Consider the following 15,614-nt stretch of genomic DNA (forward strand, 5'->3'; position numbering starts at 1 on the left):
GAAAGGTGGGGGATCACGACTCGGTCGCCCCTTCCTTGACGATCCGGCGGTGGAATACGACGAGGGCCACGAGCACGGCCGCGACCTCTACGGCGACGAGCACACCGGTGACACCGAGGTCGAGCCCGGTGAATTCGGCGGTCGGGCGGGGCGCGGGGATCCCGAGGGTTTCGTACCGGGCGATGTCCTGGTTCTGCTGCCACACCTGGAAGGGCACCCATCCGGCGAGCAGCACGGCGAGGACGCCTTCGACCAGCAGGACGGGACGGTGGGTGGCCGTGAAGGTCCAGCCGCTGATGTGGCGGGCGAAGATCGCCTGCGCGTTCTTGCGCGAGTGGACGATGCAGACGCCCACTCCGGTGATGAGCAGGACGGCCACGGCCACGGCCAGGTTGAACACCTGGAGCCGGAAGTCCCCGACCACCTTGCGCAGTTCCAGCGCGGCGTCCTGTCCCACGGGAGTCATGGCGGTCACGTACGACTCGAGGTGGCGCTTCTCGACGCCGGCCGTGACGTCGTCCGGGTCGTGGAAGACGATGCTCCGCTGTGAGGCGTAGCTGGTGTAGCCCTTGTCGCTCAGGAAGGGCGCTCCGTTGGGGAACACGATGATGACGGGGTCCGTCACCAGGGAATCGTCCGCTCCGGGGTTGTCCGCGGCGTGCGACTTGCCTCGCGGGTTGTAGGTGAAGACGCGCTGTCCGTCCTTCGACGGCAGGGTCTTCACCTGGGTGGGAGCGATCTTGCCGGGGTCGCTCGGGCTCAGCCATGTCGGAGTGAGCTCCTTCAGGCGGCCGGTGTGCTGTGCGAGGCCCTCGGGGACCAGGAGCCTGATCTGGTCGGGTGCCGCGGCGGTGGGTTCGATCCTTCGCCCCGCCGGGTCGAGGACGGGCTGCTCGGCGAGGAAGGACTCGTTGACGACGAGCAGGTCGCCCTTGGTCAGGCCCGGTATGCCCGCCGACAGCCGGAGGTCCCGGTGCCCGGCGACGACGATCTGGCCGTCCCGGTCGGCCTGGCGCAGCCAGGGACCCACGTTCTCGTCCAGGCTGCGCAGGGCGGTGTCGCTCGCGAGGCTGCCGTTGAAACGGATCGACGTGGCGTCGCCGATCTTCGCGTACGCCTCTCGGCTCTCCTGGCGGGCCAGGACGTCCTGGGCGCCCAGCACGACGGCCGTCGCGATGCTGAGGGCGAGCAGGAGCGCGGGTATCCGTACGAGGTAGGCGCTCACCGACGCGGCGCGCGCGGGCAGCTCGCCCTTGAGGGCGCGCAGGACGTCGGTCTGGAACGTCAGCCAGAGCATCGCGCAGTGGGTGACGAGGGCGATGAGGCTGAGGGCGGCAGTGCACCCGAGGGCGATCGCGGCGAACCGGCCGATCCAGGCCAGCCCGTTGTAGAGGCCGAGGAGCAGCAGGGTCGCGGCGGACACCGCGGCGCAGGCGACGGCCCAGAAGGCCCCGAGCTGCCGCATGTCGCGCAGCAGGATCTGCCCGAACGACTTCCCCTGGAGCCGCTGCACCCCGTAGGCCTTGGCGTTGAGCAGGACGCTCGCGCCGGTCATCGTCACGACGGCGAGCGCGACCACGAAGAACGAGCGGTAGAGCGCGCTGTCGGCGTAGACGGTGGTCAGCTGTGCCAGGGAGAAGGGCTGGTTGACGGAGGCGACGAGGCCGAGGCCGTCGAGGGTCCGGGTCAGCGAGGCGGCGGCCGCGTCGGGGCCGAAGACGTAGTAGAAGCCGCGCGGGTCGCGCTGCCCCAGCTCCGCGACGGGGTGCACCTCGGTGTGGTAGCCGCGGCTGAACGCGGGATAGCCGTCCCGCAACCAGTCGGAGTGCGGGCCGCCCGGTGCGAGGTAGAGATGGCGGCGGTTGGAGGGGTCCTTGAGGTCGGGGACCTCGCGCGCGATCGTCGCGTGGTTCTTCGCGGCGAATTCGGCGATCACGCCGGCGACCTGCGAGCCGCTGGCCGCGCCGTCGGAGTCCGTCACCCAGACGACGGCGGAGTGTCCGAGGGCCCAGTCCTCATCGAGGCTCCGGAGGAAGAGGAAAGAGAGGGTCGCGGAGAACGCCAGTACGACGGCGTGGGCGAACTTGATACCTCGATGCAGCATCTATTGCCTAGCTAGGGGCACTTCTGGAGCGCGATTCGTGGGGGGCGAGCCGTCCGGCCGTACGGCGCGGACGGCTCATCGCTGCAAGGCCGGGTCGTCGGACCCGGCCTCAGATCAGCAAGAGGTGTTGTAGTACGACTTGTTGCCGCTCAGCTTCACCTTGGCCGAGGTGATGGACCAGGAGCCCTTGGCGGCCTCGTCGCTGTCGATGTACGCACCGACGGAGGTCGAGCCGTGGCACTTGGAGCCGTGGTAGTAGTCCGACCACACGGTGGCCGTGCCCGCGCCGTAGCTCCACTCGCCGCCACCGACGTAGGCGGTGGTCGCGAGGGCCGGAGCGGCACCGGCGATGACGAGGGCGCCGGTGGCGACCGCGAGCTTCATGCTGCGCTTGATCTGCACTGCAAACATCCTTCTTTTCACGCATTGATGATCATCAGAAAATGATCACTGCGGAGATTGCCGCACCGGTTCGATGGATGTCAACCGGCCATATGGCTCAAAGCCGTTGGTACGCCTGGGCTCCACGGCGGCGTGATGATCATCACGTCCGACGGGGTCGGGGCAACCTCGACCGCACACCCCTGCGTCCGGTCGCGACCGCGCCGAAGTGACACGTGCCAGTGCCGTCGGGCACGGGCCGGAAAGCCCGTCGCACACCTCTGCCCCGACGGAGAACAATGCCGGGCATGGGGACAGACATACACGGGTTCATCGAGTGCCGCTGGGATCGCTGGCTGGACGAAGACGACCGCAGCTGGGACGGGGCGATCGACCTCGGTCACCTCTACAACGGGCGCTCCTACGTCGCCTTCGGGGCCCTGTTCGGCGTGCGCGACACCACGTCCTTCCGACCGCTCGCCGACTGGCGCGGCCTACCCGCCGACGTGTCGCCGGAGGCCCTCGCCGGTTTCGAGTCCTGGAGCCCGGACTCGACCAGTGCGTCCTGGATCACCTGGGCGGAGCTGGTCGCCACGGACTGGGATGAGGTCGCCGACGAGGTGGATGAATGCGTCCATGAGTACCGCCTCGGGCCGGACGGGACCTGGGTGCTGCACGGACGGAACACCAGCCTCGACCGCTTTGCCGAGCTCGCCGGCCCCACCGATCCCCACGCCCTCCACCGGGCGGGCCGCACCTACCCCGAGGGCACCGAGTGGCCAGACGGCGATCGCCTCTTCCGCGTCGGACGCCTCCGACGGAAGCACGCCGTGCCCGACCGCGACTGGGGTGCCGTGTGGTCGGTCATGAGGACCCTGGCGGGCCTGCACGGCGACGAGGGTGTGCGCCTGGTCGTCTGGTTCGAGGGGTGAATGCGCCGGATCCGAGCTCGATGGCGGGCCTCGCATGCCAGTAGGGGCACCACCGGATCGGTGGCGCCCCTACTGAACCGGGCCTCGGCCCGCTTGGCGGTGGGTGTGGGATTTGAACCCACGGTGACTCGCGCCACGACGGTTTTCAAGACCGTTCCCTTAGGCCGCTCGGGCAACCCACCTGGCCGGTACAGAGTACCGGCCAGGTGGGGGTGGCGGGAGCGGCTCGAGGGGTCAGGACGTCTGGGCCTTGTCGTAGGCCGCCTTCGCCTCGTTGCCGAAGTACGGGCCGTACATCCGGTTCGGCAGGAAGTTGTATCCGAAGCTGTTCACCGAGACCTGGGTGCCCAGGCCCGTGGCCTCGTTGAAGTCCTGGAACCAGGGGCCGCCGCTGGAGCCGCCGGTCATGTTGCAGCCCAGGCCGTGGTCCTTGGTCAGCAGGAAGTCCTTGCTGCTGTTGCCGCTGCAGTAGACCAGCTTGGTGCCGTCGTACGGGGCCGCCGCGGGGAAGCCGAAGGAGTACATCTTCTTGTTGTATCCGCCGTTGAAGGCGATGCTCTGGGCCCCGACGGCCTGGCTGAGGGTCTGGCCGTTCAGCGGTGCGACGACGGCGAGGCCGACGTCCATGTTCATGTCCTCGCTCGCGGCCCACTGGTCGGTGGCGAAGGTCTTGGTGGCCGACCACTGGCCGTAGGGGGCGGAGCCGTTGTTGTAGGCGGGGACGAAGACCCAGTTCGTGTGCCAGGCCCCCTGGTACTTCACGCAGTGGCCGGCCGTGATGACCGTGCTGCCGTTGGCGCTGGTGACCGAGTCGCCGGAGCAGGACGCGGTCCGGTCGCCCATCGTGAAGAAGACCCGCCCCGAGGTCTTCACCACGGCGCCGCCGCCCGTCCAGGCACCGCCCGCCTGCGGGAACGCCGTGGGGGACGCCGCCGCCGTCGGGGCGATGGTGGTGGGGGTCGCCGACGTGGCGACCGGGGTGCGGGCCGCGCCGGGGACCGCCGTCACGTCCAGCGGGGCGGCGGCGCGCATCCGCTCGGCGGTCCAGAAACCGTCGGTGTGCTGTTGCCGGAAGGACGCGGGGGCGTCCGCGGCGATCGAGGCAGGGGCCGCCGTCAGGGCGCCCGCTACCAGGGCGCCGGCCGCGAGCAGGACGGACAAGGCCGTGCGATGACGATTCACGCATGACTCCTTCTGCCGTGCCCGGGCCGGGTGGCAAAACCGGGCAGGGTGGGGGTGAAGAGCGGTCGGTGCGGATCGGCTGTGCGCGGTTCGTGGTGCGTCGTACGTCGTGCGTCGTGCGGATTACCGGGCAGAGTGACACGGGTGCGTCGCAATGTCAGCGGGCAGTCGGAACGGTCGGTCGGTTCCGGCCAGGAAATGGCCAACTCCCCGTCGTTGCACCGTCATACGGTGAGCATCACGCCCGCGTACGAAACCCCTGCCACGACCACCCACGCCCCGAGCCCCAGCGCCGCGGCCCGCCCGCCGGTCCTGGCCAGCGTCGGCAGGTGCACCGCGCTTCCCAGGCCGAACAGAGCCGCCGCCAGCAGGGCCTCCTGGGCCGTGTGTGCCCACTCCAGCGCTACGTCGGGCAGTACCCCGGTGGCGCGCAGCGCGGCCGCGGCCAGGAACCCGAGGACGAACAGCGGCACCGGCGCCGGCCTGCGGCCCGAGGCGGTGCGCACCCCACGGCGCCGGGCCCGTACCGAGAAGGCGACGGCCGCCACCAGCGGGGCGAGCAGCGCCACGCGCATCAGCTTGACCAGTACCGCCTCGCCCAGGGCGGCGGGGCCCGCGGTCTGCGCGGTGGCCACGACCTGGCCGACGTCGTGGACCCCGGCGCCGACCCACCTCCCGAAAGCGGGGTCGGAGAGCCCCAACGGCCCCTGGAGGAGCGGCAGTATCCCTATGGCCAGCGTCCCGCAGAGGGTGACCAGGGCCACCGAGGCGGCCACGTCCTCCTCTTCGCTGCCGGACACCTCGCTCACCGCGCCGATCGCAGAGGCACCGCAGATCGAGTACCCGGTGGCGATCAGCAGCGGCTGATCGCCCGGCAGGCCCAGCCGGCGGCCCAGCCAGAGGGTGCCGAGGAAGGTGGCCGCGACCACGCCCACCACCATGGCCACCGTGGCCCAGCCCAGCCGGAGCACCTGGTCCAGCCCCAGGCCGAGGCCCAGCAGGACGATGCCCATCCGCATGAGCCGGCGGCCGGCCAGGGAGAGTCCCGGCCGTGCGGCCGCGCGTACGAACGTCCGCAGGACGGGCAGGTGCGCCACCGCGATGCCCAGCACCACCGCAGCGGTCAGCATCGGCACGGCGGGCACGAGGCGGTGAATGCACCAGGCGGTCAGGGCGCCGCCCGCGGCCATCGCCAACCCGGGCCATGGAGTGGGTGTTTCACGTGAAACATCCCGAGCCGCCGTGCTCTGCGGGCGGTGGAGGAGGGCCATCAGTCGACGGGGAGCGAGTAGACGCGACGGATGCTGGTGCCCAGCCGGGAGACGTCGGCGCCGTACACGTGCACCGATATCGCCTTGTCCGTACAGGAGTTGCGCACCTTGTGGATGTCGCCGGGCGGGGCGAACCCGCAGACGTCACCCTGGGCGTTGACCACGTCCTCGGTGGCCACCAGCCGGGCGGGACCGGTACCCGGCGCGAGCCGGAAACGGCGTTCGCTCTCCTCGCCCTGGTGCACCCCGGCCACGCACCAGGACACGTGGTCGTGGATGCAGGTCTCCTGGCCGGGCAGCCACACCAGCGCCACCACGGAGAAGCTGCCGTCGGACTCGGCGTGCAGGATGTGCTGCCGGTACCGCTCCGGGTCGCCTTCCCGCTGCGCCTCGGTCAGCAGGTCGGGGGCGCCCAGGTGCGGGGCGAGCCGTTCGCCCACCAGGTAGGCGGTGAGGTCGGGAGCCAGCCCCCGCTCCACGACGGTGCGGATCTCACTGACGAGGGCGGCCATCCTCGTGGTGGTACGGGCCGGCGTGGTGGTGGTCATATCGGCAGCGTGCTGCCGACCTTCCATCACGTCCAACGACAGTTATGACCTGAAATCCCAAGTACCGCTTATGGATTGCTCAGCAGCCGACGCGGTTCGCCGCCGCCTGCTTCAGCGCGTCGAGCACCACGGCCGTCGCCGGGATCCGCAGATGGTCGCGGTAGACGTACGCGGCGATGTGCCGGCGCGCGGCGGGCTGGAGGGCCCGCCCGCAGACCCGGCTCAGCGAGAGGGAGGGCAGCACGAGCGCGGGCATCATGGCCACGCCCAGTCCCTGTCCGACCATGCTCTGCACGACCAGGTTGTCGTCGGTGGCGAAGCGGATGTCGGGCACGAAGCCCAGCTCCGCGCACTCGTGCAACAGGTTCGCCCGGCAGCGCGGGCAGCCTGCGATCCACCGTTCCTCGGCGAGGTCGGCCAGGTGCACGGCACGTCGGCGGGCCAGCTGGTGCCCGGTCGGGAGCAGCACCGTCAGCTGGTCCTCCAGCAGCCTGACCTCGGCGACCTCCTCCGGGATCTCCTCGTGCAGGCCGGGATAGGTGAAGGCCAGGGTGATGTCGCACTCCCCGCGCTCCAGTCGGCGCAGCGACTCCGGGGGCTCGCCTTCCAGCAGTTCCACCTGTATGCCCGGATGGTCCTTGGCCAGGCCGCTGAGGGCCTCGGGGACGAGGGTGGCATTGGCGCTGGGGAAGCCGCACAGCCTGACCCGGCCGGTGCGCAGCCGGGCGTACGCCCGCAGCTGGGCCTCGGCGGCGGACAGGTTGCCGAGGATGGTCCCGGCGTGCCTGGACAGGGACTCCCCGGCCTCGGTCAGCTGCATCTTGCGGCCCACGCGGGTGAACAGCGGGGTGCCGACGGCGCGTTCGAGCGCCTTCATCTGCTGGGTGATGGCGGGCTGGGTGTATCCGAGCTCGCGGGCGGCGGCGGAGTACGACCCGGAGGCCACCACCGTGTGAAAGGTCCGTATGTGCCGAGAATCGAACACCAGCGAAGCATAAGCGGACATTGGAGGGGCCGTAGGCGAAATCCCGCCTACGGCCCCTCGACATCTGGCCGCCGCCGCGGCCGGTGGTGCTCGGGTGCTGCTACTTGTCGCCGATCCGCGAGCCGAGCGTGATGTCGACCGTGGTCGGCTTGCCGCCGCGCAGGTAGGTCAGCTTCACGGTGTCGCCGGGCTTGTACGTCCAGATCATGCTGATCAGGGTCGGGCCGCTGTCGACCGGCTTGCCACCGAACTCGGTGATGACGTCCCCGGGCTTGAGGCCCGCCTTACCGGCCGGGCCGTTCGGGTCGACGAGTTCGCTGGCGGCCGCGCCCTGCTCGGAGATCTTGGCGCCCTCGGACTTGGCCTGGAGGTCGACCGAGACCGAGATCACCGGGTAGACCGGCTTGCCCGTCTTGATCAGCGATTCCGCGACGTTCTTCGCCTGGTTGATCGGGATGGCGAAGCCGAGGCCGATGGAACCGGCCTGGCCGCCGCCGAAGCCGCCGTTGCCCGCAGACTGGATCGCGGAGTTGATGCCGATGACCGCGCCGCGGCCGTCGAGCAGCGGACCGCCCGAGTTGCCCGGGTTGATCGAGGCGTCCGTCTGGAGGGCGCTCATGTAGGAGTTCTTGCTGCCGCTGCCGTCTCCGGAGGCGACCGGGCGGTTCTTGGCGCTCACGATGCCGGTGGTGACCGTGTTGGACAGGCCGAACGGGGCGCCGATCGCGATGGTCGAGTCGCCGACCGCGACCTTGTCGGAGTCGCCGAGGGGCAGCGGCTTGAGGCCGGCCGGCGGGGTCTTCAGCTTGAGGACGGCGACGTCGTAGCCCTGGGCACGGCCCACGACCTCGGCGTCGTACCGCTTGCCGTCGGAGAACGTCGCGAAGAGCTTGCCGCCGTTCGCGGCGGAGGCCACGACGTGGTTGTTGGTGAGGATGTGGCCCTGCTGGTCATAGACGAACCCGGTGCCGGTGCCGCCCTCGCCGTCGCCGGCCGAGGCCTCGATGGTGACCACGCTGGGCAGGGCGCCCGCGGCCAGACCGGCGATGGAGCCGGCCTCGCGCTTGATGTCCTTGGGGGTGTTCGCGGCGCTGATCGTGGTGGAGCCGGTGCCGTTGTTGCTGCGCTCGGCGGCCCAGTAGCCGACGCTGCCGCCGATGCCGCCCGCGAGGAGGGCCGCCACGAGCACGGCCGCGATCAGGCCGCCCCTGCCCTTCGGCTTGGGCGCGGGAGCCCCGTCGGCGGTCAGCGGGGCGCCCCAGACGCCGCCGCCGTGGCCGCCCGCTCCGTACGCCGGCACCGTGGGCGGCGGGGGCGGCCAGCCCTCGGCTCCGTGCGCGGCCGGGGCGGGGCCCTGGCCATAGGCCTCGGGCGCCTGTGCGGGAGCCTGACCGTAGGCCGGAGGCGCCTGCGCGGGCGGAATCTGCTGGGTGGGCTCGGTGCCGGGCGCCGGGGTCGGCGGCAGCGGCTGGGTCACCGGCTCGCCGACGGCGGGCGCGGGGGCCGCATCCTGCGTCTCGGAGGCCGGAGCAGGGGGTACGGACGGGGCCGCGGGAGGTTTCGGGGCCGCGGTGCCCTCGTTCTCGGTGCTCACAGCGCTCTCTCCTCGTCACACACGGCTTCGGACAATTCTCTGGCGATGTCGGTCCGACTGAACGTTCGACGTGCCGCACAAGTTCCTGGGCAAAGCCTTTCCCATGACCCGTCAGAGCACTGTAAGCCGGACCTGTGCATCTCTCCCCATTCTTTATATCCGACATTTCGGATGCACTCTCGGGGCTGACCCCGACACCCGGGCACCTCTCGGTGGCACCATGACCCGGTGACCCACGCAATGCCGCGCACCATCCAGGTCGTCGCTCACCGCGGCGCCTCGGAGGATGCCCCCGAGCACACCCTGGCCGCCTACCGCAAGGCCATCGAGGACGGCGCCGACGGCCTCGAGTGCGATGTCCGGCTGACCGCGGACGGCCATCTGGTCCTGGTCCACGACCGCCGCGTGAACCGCACTTCGAACGGCCGCGGCGCGGTCTCCGCCCTGGAGCTGGCCGATCTCGCCGCCCTCGACTTCGGCTCCTGGAAGGACCGTGAGGAGTCCCCCGACTGGGATGCGGACCCCGAGCGCACCTCCGTCCTCACCCTGGAGCGCCTGCTGGAGCTGGTCTCCGACGCCGGGCGGCCGGTGCAGCTCGCCATCGAGACGAAGCATCCGACCCGCTGGGCCGGACAGGTGGAGGAGCGCCTCCTCGCCCTCCTGGGGCGCTTCGGCCTGGACGCCCCGCCCGCCGAGGGACCGCACCCGGTGCGCATCATGAGCTTCTCCGCGCGCTCCCTGCACCGGATCCGGGCGGCCGCGCCGACGATCCCGACCGTGTACCTGATGCAGTTCATCTCGCCCCGGATGCGGGACGGGCGACTGCCCGCCGGCGTGACGATCGCCGGACCCGGAATGCGGATCGTGCGCAACCATCCCGCCTTCATCCACAAGCTCCAGGGTGCGGGCCACTCCGTGCACGTATGGACAGTGAACGAACCCGAAGACGTTCAGCTCTGCGCTGATCTGGGCGTGGAAGCAATCATCACGAACAGACCACGCCAAGTTCTGTCCCAACTCGGGCGCTGAAGTCCCTTTTTGCACACCCGCCACCCCCAACCCGTTCGTTACAGGGTGTGCTCCGGCGCATCCGCTCCGCATTCGGTCGGTATGAATGCGTCAGAGGGGCCCGCTTCGGGCCGCTTCGACGGTTTCCGGTCCAGGCCATTGGGGCATCCAGACCATGCGTGGGGCTAAGGAGGTTGCGGGGGTGGCGTTGGTGGTGGCACAAGAAGTGCCCACGTCGTCGTGCATGGACGTACGCCATGGTCCTGCGGGCGTGGGCGAGGCGCGACACCGGATGCGCGAGCAACTGCGCATCAGCGGGGTGCCCGAATCGGTCGTGGACGATGCCGTACTGATTCTTTCCGAACTGCTCAGCAACGCCTGTCGACACGGCAGGCCGCTCAGCTCTCGGGAAGTCGGGGACGGGGAGATACGCGCGGCATGGCGCGTCGACAGAGCGGGACGACTGACGGTCGAGGTCACGGACGGAGGCGGGCCCACCCGCCCGGTTCCCGCCACGCCCTCGGTCACCGCACGGGGCGGCCGGGGGCTGAACATCATCAGCGCCCTGGCCCAGGACTGGGGTGTCCGGGACGGAGCGGCGGGTGAGGTCACCGTGTGGGTGATCGTTGCCTGTGGGCCCCGGCACGATGATTTCGCTACGCGCGTTGCGCCCCCGGCGATCGACTTCAGTACGGCGTTCGGCGACCTCGATCCCTGAACCGGGGATCCCCGGACGCGCGACCGCTTGACCGACACGACCGACACGACCGACACGAGAGCAAGGCAGCACGACACACAGCAGTACCGGTCATCCGCACAGGCGGCCGTCCGGGAGCGCACGCCGACCGTGCTCCCGGCCGCACCCAACCGGTTCCGGCGGTACGAACGGCTAGGCTCGCGCCCAGACACGACGCCGTACCGCCGCAACCGGGAGACACGCACGATGGCCAAGAAGCGCCCCGCAGCCAAGACTGCAAAGCCGCAGCTCAACAACGGTGAGATCCCCGTCGTGGGCGCCCGCGAGCCCTGTCCCTGCGGATCCGGCCGCCGCTACAAGGCCTGCCACGGCGCAGCCGCCGCGCACGCCGTCACCGAGCACGTGCGGCGCCCCTTCGAAGGACTGCCGGGCGAGTGCGACTGGGTCGCGCTGCGCGAACTGGTGCCCGCCGCCACCGTCCCGCTGTCCCTCAAGGGCGGCCTGCCCGAGGGCGTCCCCTCCGTCACGCTGGTGACCGTACTGCCCATGGCGTGGCCGGCGCTGCGGCGTGAGGACGGGTCCGTCCTGCTCGGCCTGCAGAACGAATCGTCCTCCGGGGACCTCGGCCGGGACATGGCCGACACCCTGGAGCGTGCCCTCGTGGCGGAGCCCGGTACGCCGGTCGCCGCCCGCCGGGTTCCCGCCGAGGGTCCCCGACTTCAGGATCTCCTGGACACCGACGGCGGTTTCGAGCCGGTTGTGCACACCGGGTTCGAATTCTGGATTCCGGAATCCGAGAGCGCTCAGAACTCCTCGCCGGAGATCGCCGCCTCGCTGGAGCGCGCCAACGCGGCCGCCATTCCCACCGTCAAGCTGACCGGCGTGGACGCCGCCTACTGGTGCGAGACGCCGGACAAGAACCACCTGCGCTGGGTCATGCCGCACCCCGAGGAGAAGTTGCTCGACGCCCTCGCGCGGCTGCACGCGGCCGGGACGTCCTCGCTCGGCGAGGGCACGAAGCTCGTCGGCTCCTTCCGCGCCCACGGCCTGATGGTTCCCGTCTGGGACCTGCCCACCGGGGTCACGGCCGACGACGTCGAGAAGCCCGCGGCGGAGTTCGCCGAGCGGCTGGCCGGGGCTCTGGCCACGGACACCCCGCTGACCACGGAGGAGCGCCGGGCCCGCGGCGGGCTCACCAACCGCCAGGTGACGCTCAGCTGACCGAGCGCCCGCGGGAGAGCCGGTGACCGGAGTCACAACTCCCGCTAATCGTCTGCAAATCGGTGTCTGAATATCGGAGATCGAATTTGCGAACAGGCGATCTCTTGTTACCGTTCTTGTAGCCCGGTCGCTGGTGCATCCCCCGTCGCCAGCGACCGGGCCCTTGTTTTTCGGGGTGCGATCAACCGTCACCCGGTACCGGTGAGTTGCTCCCGGACCTCAGGAGCAGTTCCCCTTCATCATCCGGAACTGCAAACTCCGCTACGGCCGAGTAGCTCTCCGGATCGCCTGCCGAGGCCTCCTTCGGCGTCTCGCACAGACCCGGTTCGTCGCCCGCGCCCACCGCGCAACGGATCTGGACCGTGCGCCCGGCCGGACCCATCAACGTCAGCACGGCGTCCAGTGCCCGACCGCTGGTGTTCCGGTAGTAACTCCGGCCCCATGTCCGGCCTTCACCGATCAGCACGCAGGTCTGCGCCTCCACCCCGTGCGGCGAGGACAGTTCGGGGCCGCAGCGGGAATCCGTGCGGGGCTGTTCGGCCGGGCCGGGCTGCTGCGGGCCGGCCTTCGGCGCCGAGCGCGCGGGCACTGCGGGGGCTGTGCGCGAGGAGCCCGAAAGCCCGAGCGCCGAGAACAGGCCGCCGCCTTTCCCGTCGTCCTGACCGGCAAAATCCGACCCGGCGATCGCCCCGGCGAGCGGGAGCGACAAGATGATCAACACACCGGCGCCGATACCGATCAGGCGGAGATTCATTCGCCGAAGATAGCGAGGAGGGAATGGGCCACGGAGATCCCCGCGCCCAATTCCCTTGGAAACTCGTCCCGCAGACACCCGTACGAGTGATCCTCACAGGCCCGGCAGGTCAGTACGCGAGCCTGCTGCCGCCGCCCGACGCACCGCTGCTGGCCTCGACCAGCGCGTCCACGACCGCCTCGATCTCGGGCAGCCAGAGGTTTCCCGGCCGCGCCTGCACAGGCGACAACTGCGCCTGTGCAGGCGCCGACCGTGCCCGCGGCCGCTGCGCCGCCGACTGCGCCCGGGGCTCCCGTTCCCAGCGCACCTGCCCACCGCTGGACGCGGCGGACGGCGGCAGCAACAGGTATCCGCCCTCGCCGTGGAAGCGCAGGGAGGAGGGCACATGGTCCTTCGCGTACAGGAGTTCGCCGAGCCGCTCCAGCGAGTAGGGCGCCACCAGCAGCGCCCAGCGGGTGGGCGTGGCCACGACCGGACCGAGCCGCATGCCTTGCGCGTCCAGCCGTACGAGAGCGCGCGCGGCCGCGCCGGCCGGCAGGCTCACCGCGCACGGGGCGGTCCCGCCGGTGGCCATCAGGACGGGGGCGGCGGGCCGGTTGGTCCACCACCAGGTCACCATCCGGGGGTCGGTCGTGGCGGCGAGCAGTCCGGGATCGAAGGGATGCGCGCCGGGGACGGCGCAGTCGGGGTCGGGGCAGGCGCATCGCTTGCCGTCGGTGCCGGACCGGCCGACGCCGGGCAGGACGGGCCACTGCCAGGTGGTGGCGCAGACGAGCGCCGCGTCGAGGAGAGCTGCCGGGCCACCGCTCTGTTCCGGGTCGGGGCGCAGGGATTGAAAGCGATCGCGGAGCCGCTGGAGACGCCTTCCGAGGATCTCGCGCATGTGCGCTCGTTCCTTTCCGTTGAACGCCGAGGGCCACATCACACCGTGCAACCGGTGTCTCACCACACGTACAGGTTTCGCGTCACTGTCCGCCAGAGGCAGGTTCGCACGGTTCGTGCAGTCTTCTTACAGGTCCATCAAACGTCCCGCGGGGGTGGAGTGCGACCCGCGCCGGCCACCGAGACCGGCGGCCGCCGCTAAGGACGACGGCCCGCACTGGGTGGTTCCCGGCGGCGCCAACTGGCCTCGTGCATCACCGAGTACGTACCCGAGGCCCCTGCGGAGCCCGCTCAGTCGATCGCAAAAACCGATCGCTTCCAGCTTTTTCCGGCCAAGTTCTAGCCTTGGCTCGACAGTGAGTTGCGGTCCCACGGACACCAGGATTCCCACCTGGGCAATGCTGGACATGCATCCATGTGTGCGTGTAGATGTGGATTCCTTGATGGCGGCGCAGCACGATCTGGGGGTTTGCGATGCTATTCGGCGAATCGCACCAGGTGGAAAGGCGGACGCCATGAGCGCCCCGCATCTGCCGAAAGTGGCTGGAATCGATCCAGCAGCAACCGCGTCGCCGCACACTGCGGCGCCCGCGCCCGCCCGGACCACCCCCGCACCGGCCCCTCCGCCCGGCGGCACGGGCAGTGTCATCCAGGACCGGCTGGCGGGCATGGTCTCGGACCTCACCACCCTGCACGAGCTCACCGAGCGCATCGCCCGCGCCACTGACCTCGACACCTCGCTGCGCGAATTCCTGCGCGCCGGAGCCGCGCTGGTCGGCGCCCGCCGCGGCCTGGTCGTCCTGGAACCCTCCGACGGACTCGGCCCGACCAGCACGATCGGCCTCGGGCTCGGCCACGCGGAGCTCGGCCACATCGAGACCGTGCCGCGCAGCGCCACCTCCTACGGGCGGATCCTCGACGGTCTGCCCGACGCCCAGGGCGGTTCCGATTTCCTTCCCGAACCGGGCGCGCCCGCCGGAGCCGGGGGTTTCGCCGCCCCCGTGGACCCCCGCCACCGTGAGGTCGCCGCCCGGCTCGGCTACGCCGCGAGCTACGCGCTCCCCCTCACCGCCGAGGCCACCGGCCGGCTCGGGGCGGCCGTCTGGCTCTACGACGAGCAGGCCGAGCCGAGCGACCGCCAGCGCGACCTCGCCGGCCTGTACGTGCGGCACGCCGCCGAGCACCTGGCCCGGATGCTGGAGGTGGAGCGCTCCCGCTCGCACCTGGCCACCGTCTCCGAGGAACTGCTGCCGAGCCGGCTCCCCCGGATCCCCGGGGTCCAGCTCGCGGCCCGCCACCACACGGGGCCCCTCGGCGGGGGCGACTGGTACGACGCGCTGCCGCTGCCCGAGGGCGCCCTGGGGCTGGCCGTCGGCTCCGTCACCGGATCCGGCCCGAGCGCCGTCGCCGCGATGGGGCGGCTGCGCGCCTCGCTGCGTGCCTACGCCGTCATGGAGGGCGAGGACCCCGTAGCGGTCCTCTCCGACCTGGAGCTGCTGCTGCGCCTCACCGAGCCCGCCCGCGCCGCCACCGCGCTCTTCGCCTACTGCGAGCCCGCCGGGGGGCCGCAGTCCGGCAGCCAGGGCAACAAGATCATCCTGGCCGGTGCCGGGCACACCCCGCCGCTGCTGATCGGCGAGGACCGCACCGAGTACGTGGAAACCTCGCTCTCCGCGCCCCTGGGCATGCTGTCCTGCTGGGAGGCGCCGAGCGTGGAGATCGAACCTGCACCCGGAGAAACGGTGCTTCTCTACACCGACGGGCTGCTGCACCACACCGGCGACCCGATGGACCGGGCCTACGCCCGGCTGCACGCCGCGGCCGCGGGGGTCCCCCGCGGCGTCCGTGAGGACCCGGCGGCCCTCTGCGAACACATCCTGCGGACCGTGCTGCCCGGCGGGGAGCCGACCGAGGCCCCCGAGGACATCGTGCTGCTCGCGGCCCGGTTCGAATGAGGCGCGGAGCCCGTTCCGAATCGTGACGGATTCCACGATTCGGAACGGCTCTCTACGCACACGCATACGATGGATGCGGTCCACACCCAGGTCCGTACCG

Annotated in this window: 13 protein-coding genes, 1 tRNA gene and 1 pseudogene; 5 read left to right on the forward strand and 10 right to left on the reverse strand. The window is 70.9% G+C overall.

Going from position 1 to position 15,614, the window contains the following annotated elements:
- Positions 1-13: 13 nt before the first annotated feature.
- Both ACXNSR_RS19210 and ACXNSR_RS19215 read right to left on the reverse strand, forming a co-directional pair.
- Positions 14-2,104: a bacteriocin-associated integral membrane family protein gene (locus tag ACXNSR_RS19210; protein ID WP_458643190.1), complete on the reverse strand. Its 2,091-nt coding sequence runs from the start codon at positions 2,102-2,104 to the stop codon at positions 14-16.
- Between the two features lie 114 nt (positions 2,105-2,218).
- The gene (locus tag ACXNSR_RS19215) at positions 2,219-2,506 is read right to left on the reverse strand and encodes a lactococcin 972 family bacteriocin (protein ID WP_458643191.1); all 288 of its coding nucleotides are present in this window, start codon (positions 2,504-2,506) and stop codon (positions 2,219-2,221) included.
- A gap of 287 nt (positions 2,507-2,793) precedes the next feature.
- Between ACXNSR_RS19215 and ACXNSR_RS19220 the strand changes: the two genes are divergently transcribed.
- On the forward strand, positions 2,794-3,417 hold the full coding sequence (locus tag ACXNSR_RS19220; protein ID WP_458643192.1) for a hypothetical protein: 624 nt from the start codon (positions 2,794-2,796) through the stop codon (positions 3,415-3,417).
- A 94-nt stretch (positions 3,418-3,511) separates the two neighbouring features.
- On the opposite strand, the gene ACXNSR_RS19225 is transcribed toward ACXNSR_RS19220, so the two are convergent.
- From ACXNSR_RS19225 to ACXNSR_RS19250, 6 genes are all read right to left on the reverse strand, one after another.
- Positions 3,512-3,599 (reverse strand) — tRNA-Ser (locus ACXNSR_RS19225).
- A 52-nt stretch (positions 3,600-3,651) separates the two neighbouring features.
- On the reverse strand, positions 3,652-4,599 hold the full coding sequence (locus ACXNSR_RS19230) for a trypsin-like serine peptidase (protein ID WP_458643193.1): 948 nt from the start codon (positions 4,597-4,599) through the stop codon (positions 3,652-3,654).
- A 224-nt stretch (positions 4,600-4,823) separates the two neighbouring features.
- On the reverse strand, positions 4,824-5,870 hold the full coding sequence (locus tag ACXNSR_RS19235) for a YeiH family protein (RefSeq protein ID WP_458643194.1): 1,047 nt from the start codon (positions 5,868-5,870) through the stop codon (positions 4,824-4,826).
- Positions 5,870-6,418: a cysteine dioxygenase family protein gene (locus tag ACXNSR_RS19240; RefSeq protein ID WP_458643195.1), complete on the reverse strand. Its 549-nt coding sequence runs from the start codon at positions 6,416-6,418 to the stop codon at positions 5,870-5,872. Before ACXNSR_RS19240 ends, ACXNSR_RS19235 begins: the two co-directional genes overlap by 1 nt.
- A gap of 79 nt (positions 6,419-6,497) precedes the next feature.
- Positions 6,498-7,403 carry a LysR substrate-binding domain-containing protein gene (locus ACXNSR_RS19245; RefSeq protein ID WP_458643196.1) on the reverse strand — a complete coding sequence of 302 codons (906 nt, stop codon included), beginning with the start codon at positions 7,401-7,403 and terminating at the stop codon, positions 6,498-6,500.
- Positions 7,404-7,503: 100 nt separating this feature from the next.
- Positions 7,504-8,997 (reverse strand): S1C family serine protease, encoded by a 1,494-nt coding sequence (locus tag ACXNSR_RS19250; RefSeq protein ID WP_458643197.1) that lies wholly within the window; start codon positions 8,995-8,997, stop codon positions 7,504-7,506.
- 240 nt (positions 8,998-9,237) lie between these two features.
- Here ACXNSR_RS19250 and ACXNSR_RS19255 point away from each other — a divergent pair, with 240 nt between their 5' ends.
- The 3 genes and pseudogenes from ACXNSR_RS19255 (at position 9,238) to ACXNSR_RS19265 (ending at position 11,923) form a co-directional block, all read left to right on the forward strand.
- Positions 9,238-10,026 (forward strand): glycerophosphodiester phosphodiesterase, encoded by a 789-nt coding sequence (locus ACXNSR_RS19255; protein WP_458643344.1) that lies wholly within the window; start codon positions 9,238-9,240, stop codon positions 10,024-10,026.
- Positions 10,027-10,085: 59 nt separating this feature from the next.
- Positions 10,086-10,723: pseudogene (locus ACXNSR_RS19260) on the forward strand (ATP-binding protein).
- A gap of 225 nt (positions 10,724-10,948) precedes the next feature.
- Positions 10,949-11,923, forward strand: a complete 975-nt coding sequence (locus tag ACXNSR_RS19265; RefSeq protein ID WP_458643198.1) for a DUF5926 family protein — start codon at positions 10,949-10,951, stop codon at positions 11,921-11,923.
- A 181-nt stretch (positions 11,924-12,104) separates the two neighbouring features.
- Here ACXNSR_RS19265 and ACXNSR_RS19270 read toward each other — a convergent pair whose 3' ends face one another.
- Entirely contained in the window at positions 12,105-12,677 is a 573-nt protein-coding gene (locus ACXNSR_RS19270; protein ID WP_458643199.1) for a hypothetical protein, read from the reverse strand.
- A 109-nt stretch (positions 12,678-12,786) separates the two neighbouring features.
- Positions 12,787-13,560 carry a bifunctional DNA primase/polymerase gene (locus tag ACXNSR_RS19275; protein ID WP_458643200.1) on the reverse strand — a complete coding sequence of 258 codons (774 nt, stop codon included), beginning with the start codon at positions 13,558-13,560 and terminating at the stop codon, positions 12,787-12,789.
- A 397-nt stretch (positions 13,561-13,957) separates the two neighbouring features.
- On the opposite strand from ACXNSR_RS19275, the gene ACXNSR_RS19280 reads away from it, so the two are divergent.
- Complete coding sequence (locus tag ACXNSR_RS19280; protein WP_458643201.1) at positions 13,958-15,514, forward strand: PP2C family protein-serine/threonine phosphatase; 1,557 nt, start codon at positions 13,958-13,960, stop codon at positions 15,512-15,514.
- Positions 15,515-15,614 lie beyond the last annotated feature (100 nt).

It is taken from the genome of Streptomyces sp. NC-S4 (assembly GCF_054353315.1).

What these genes read in the sequence shown, in the direction of transcription:
- ACXNSR_RS19210 (WP_458643190.1), bottom strand. Translation starts at nt 2,104, where the DNA reads ATGCTGCATCGAGGTATCAAGTTCGCCCACGCCGTCGTACTGGCGTTC.
- ACXNSR_RS19220 (WP_458643192.1), top strand. Translation starts at nt 2,794, where the DNA reads ATGGGGACAGACATACACGGGTTCATCGAGTGCCGCTGGGATCGCTGG.
- ACXNSR_RS19235 (WP_458643194.1), bottom strand. Translation starts at nt 5,870, where the DNA reads ATGGCCCTCCTCCACCGCCCGCAGAGCACGGCGGCTCGGGATGTTTCA.
- ACXNSR_RS19240 (WP_458643195.1), bottom strand. Translation starts at nt 6,418, where the DNA reads ATGACCACCACCACGCCGGCCCGTACCACCACGAGGATGGCCGCCCTC.
- ACXNSR_RS19255 (WP_458643344.1), top strand. Translation starts at nt 9,238, where the DNA reads ATGCCGCGCACCATCCAGGTCGTCGCTCACCGCGGCGCCTCGGAGGAT.
- ACXNSR_RS19265 (WP_458643198.1), top strand. Translation starts at nt 10,949, where the DNA reads ATGGCCAAGAAGCGCCCCGCAGCCAAGACTGCAAAGCCGCAGCTCAAC.
- ACXNSR_RS19270 (WP_458643199.1), bottom strand. Translation starts at nt 12,677, where the DNA reads ATGAATCTCCGCCTGATCGGTATCGGCGCCGGTGTGTTGATCATCTTG.
- ACXNSR_RS19275 (WP_458643200.1), bottom strand. Translation starts at nt 13,560, where the DNA reads ATGCGCGAGATCCTCGGAAGGCGTCTCCAGCGGCTCCGCGATCGCTTT.
- ACXNSR_RS19280 (WP_458643201.1), top strand. Translation starts at nt 13,958, where the DNA reads ATGCTGGACATGCATCCATGTGTGCGTGTAGATGTGGATTCCTTGATG.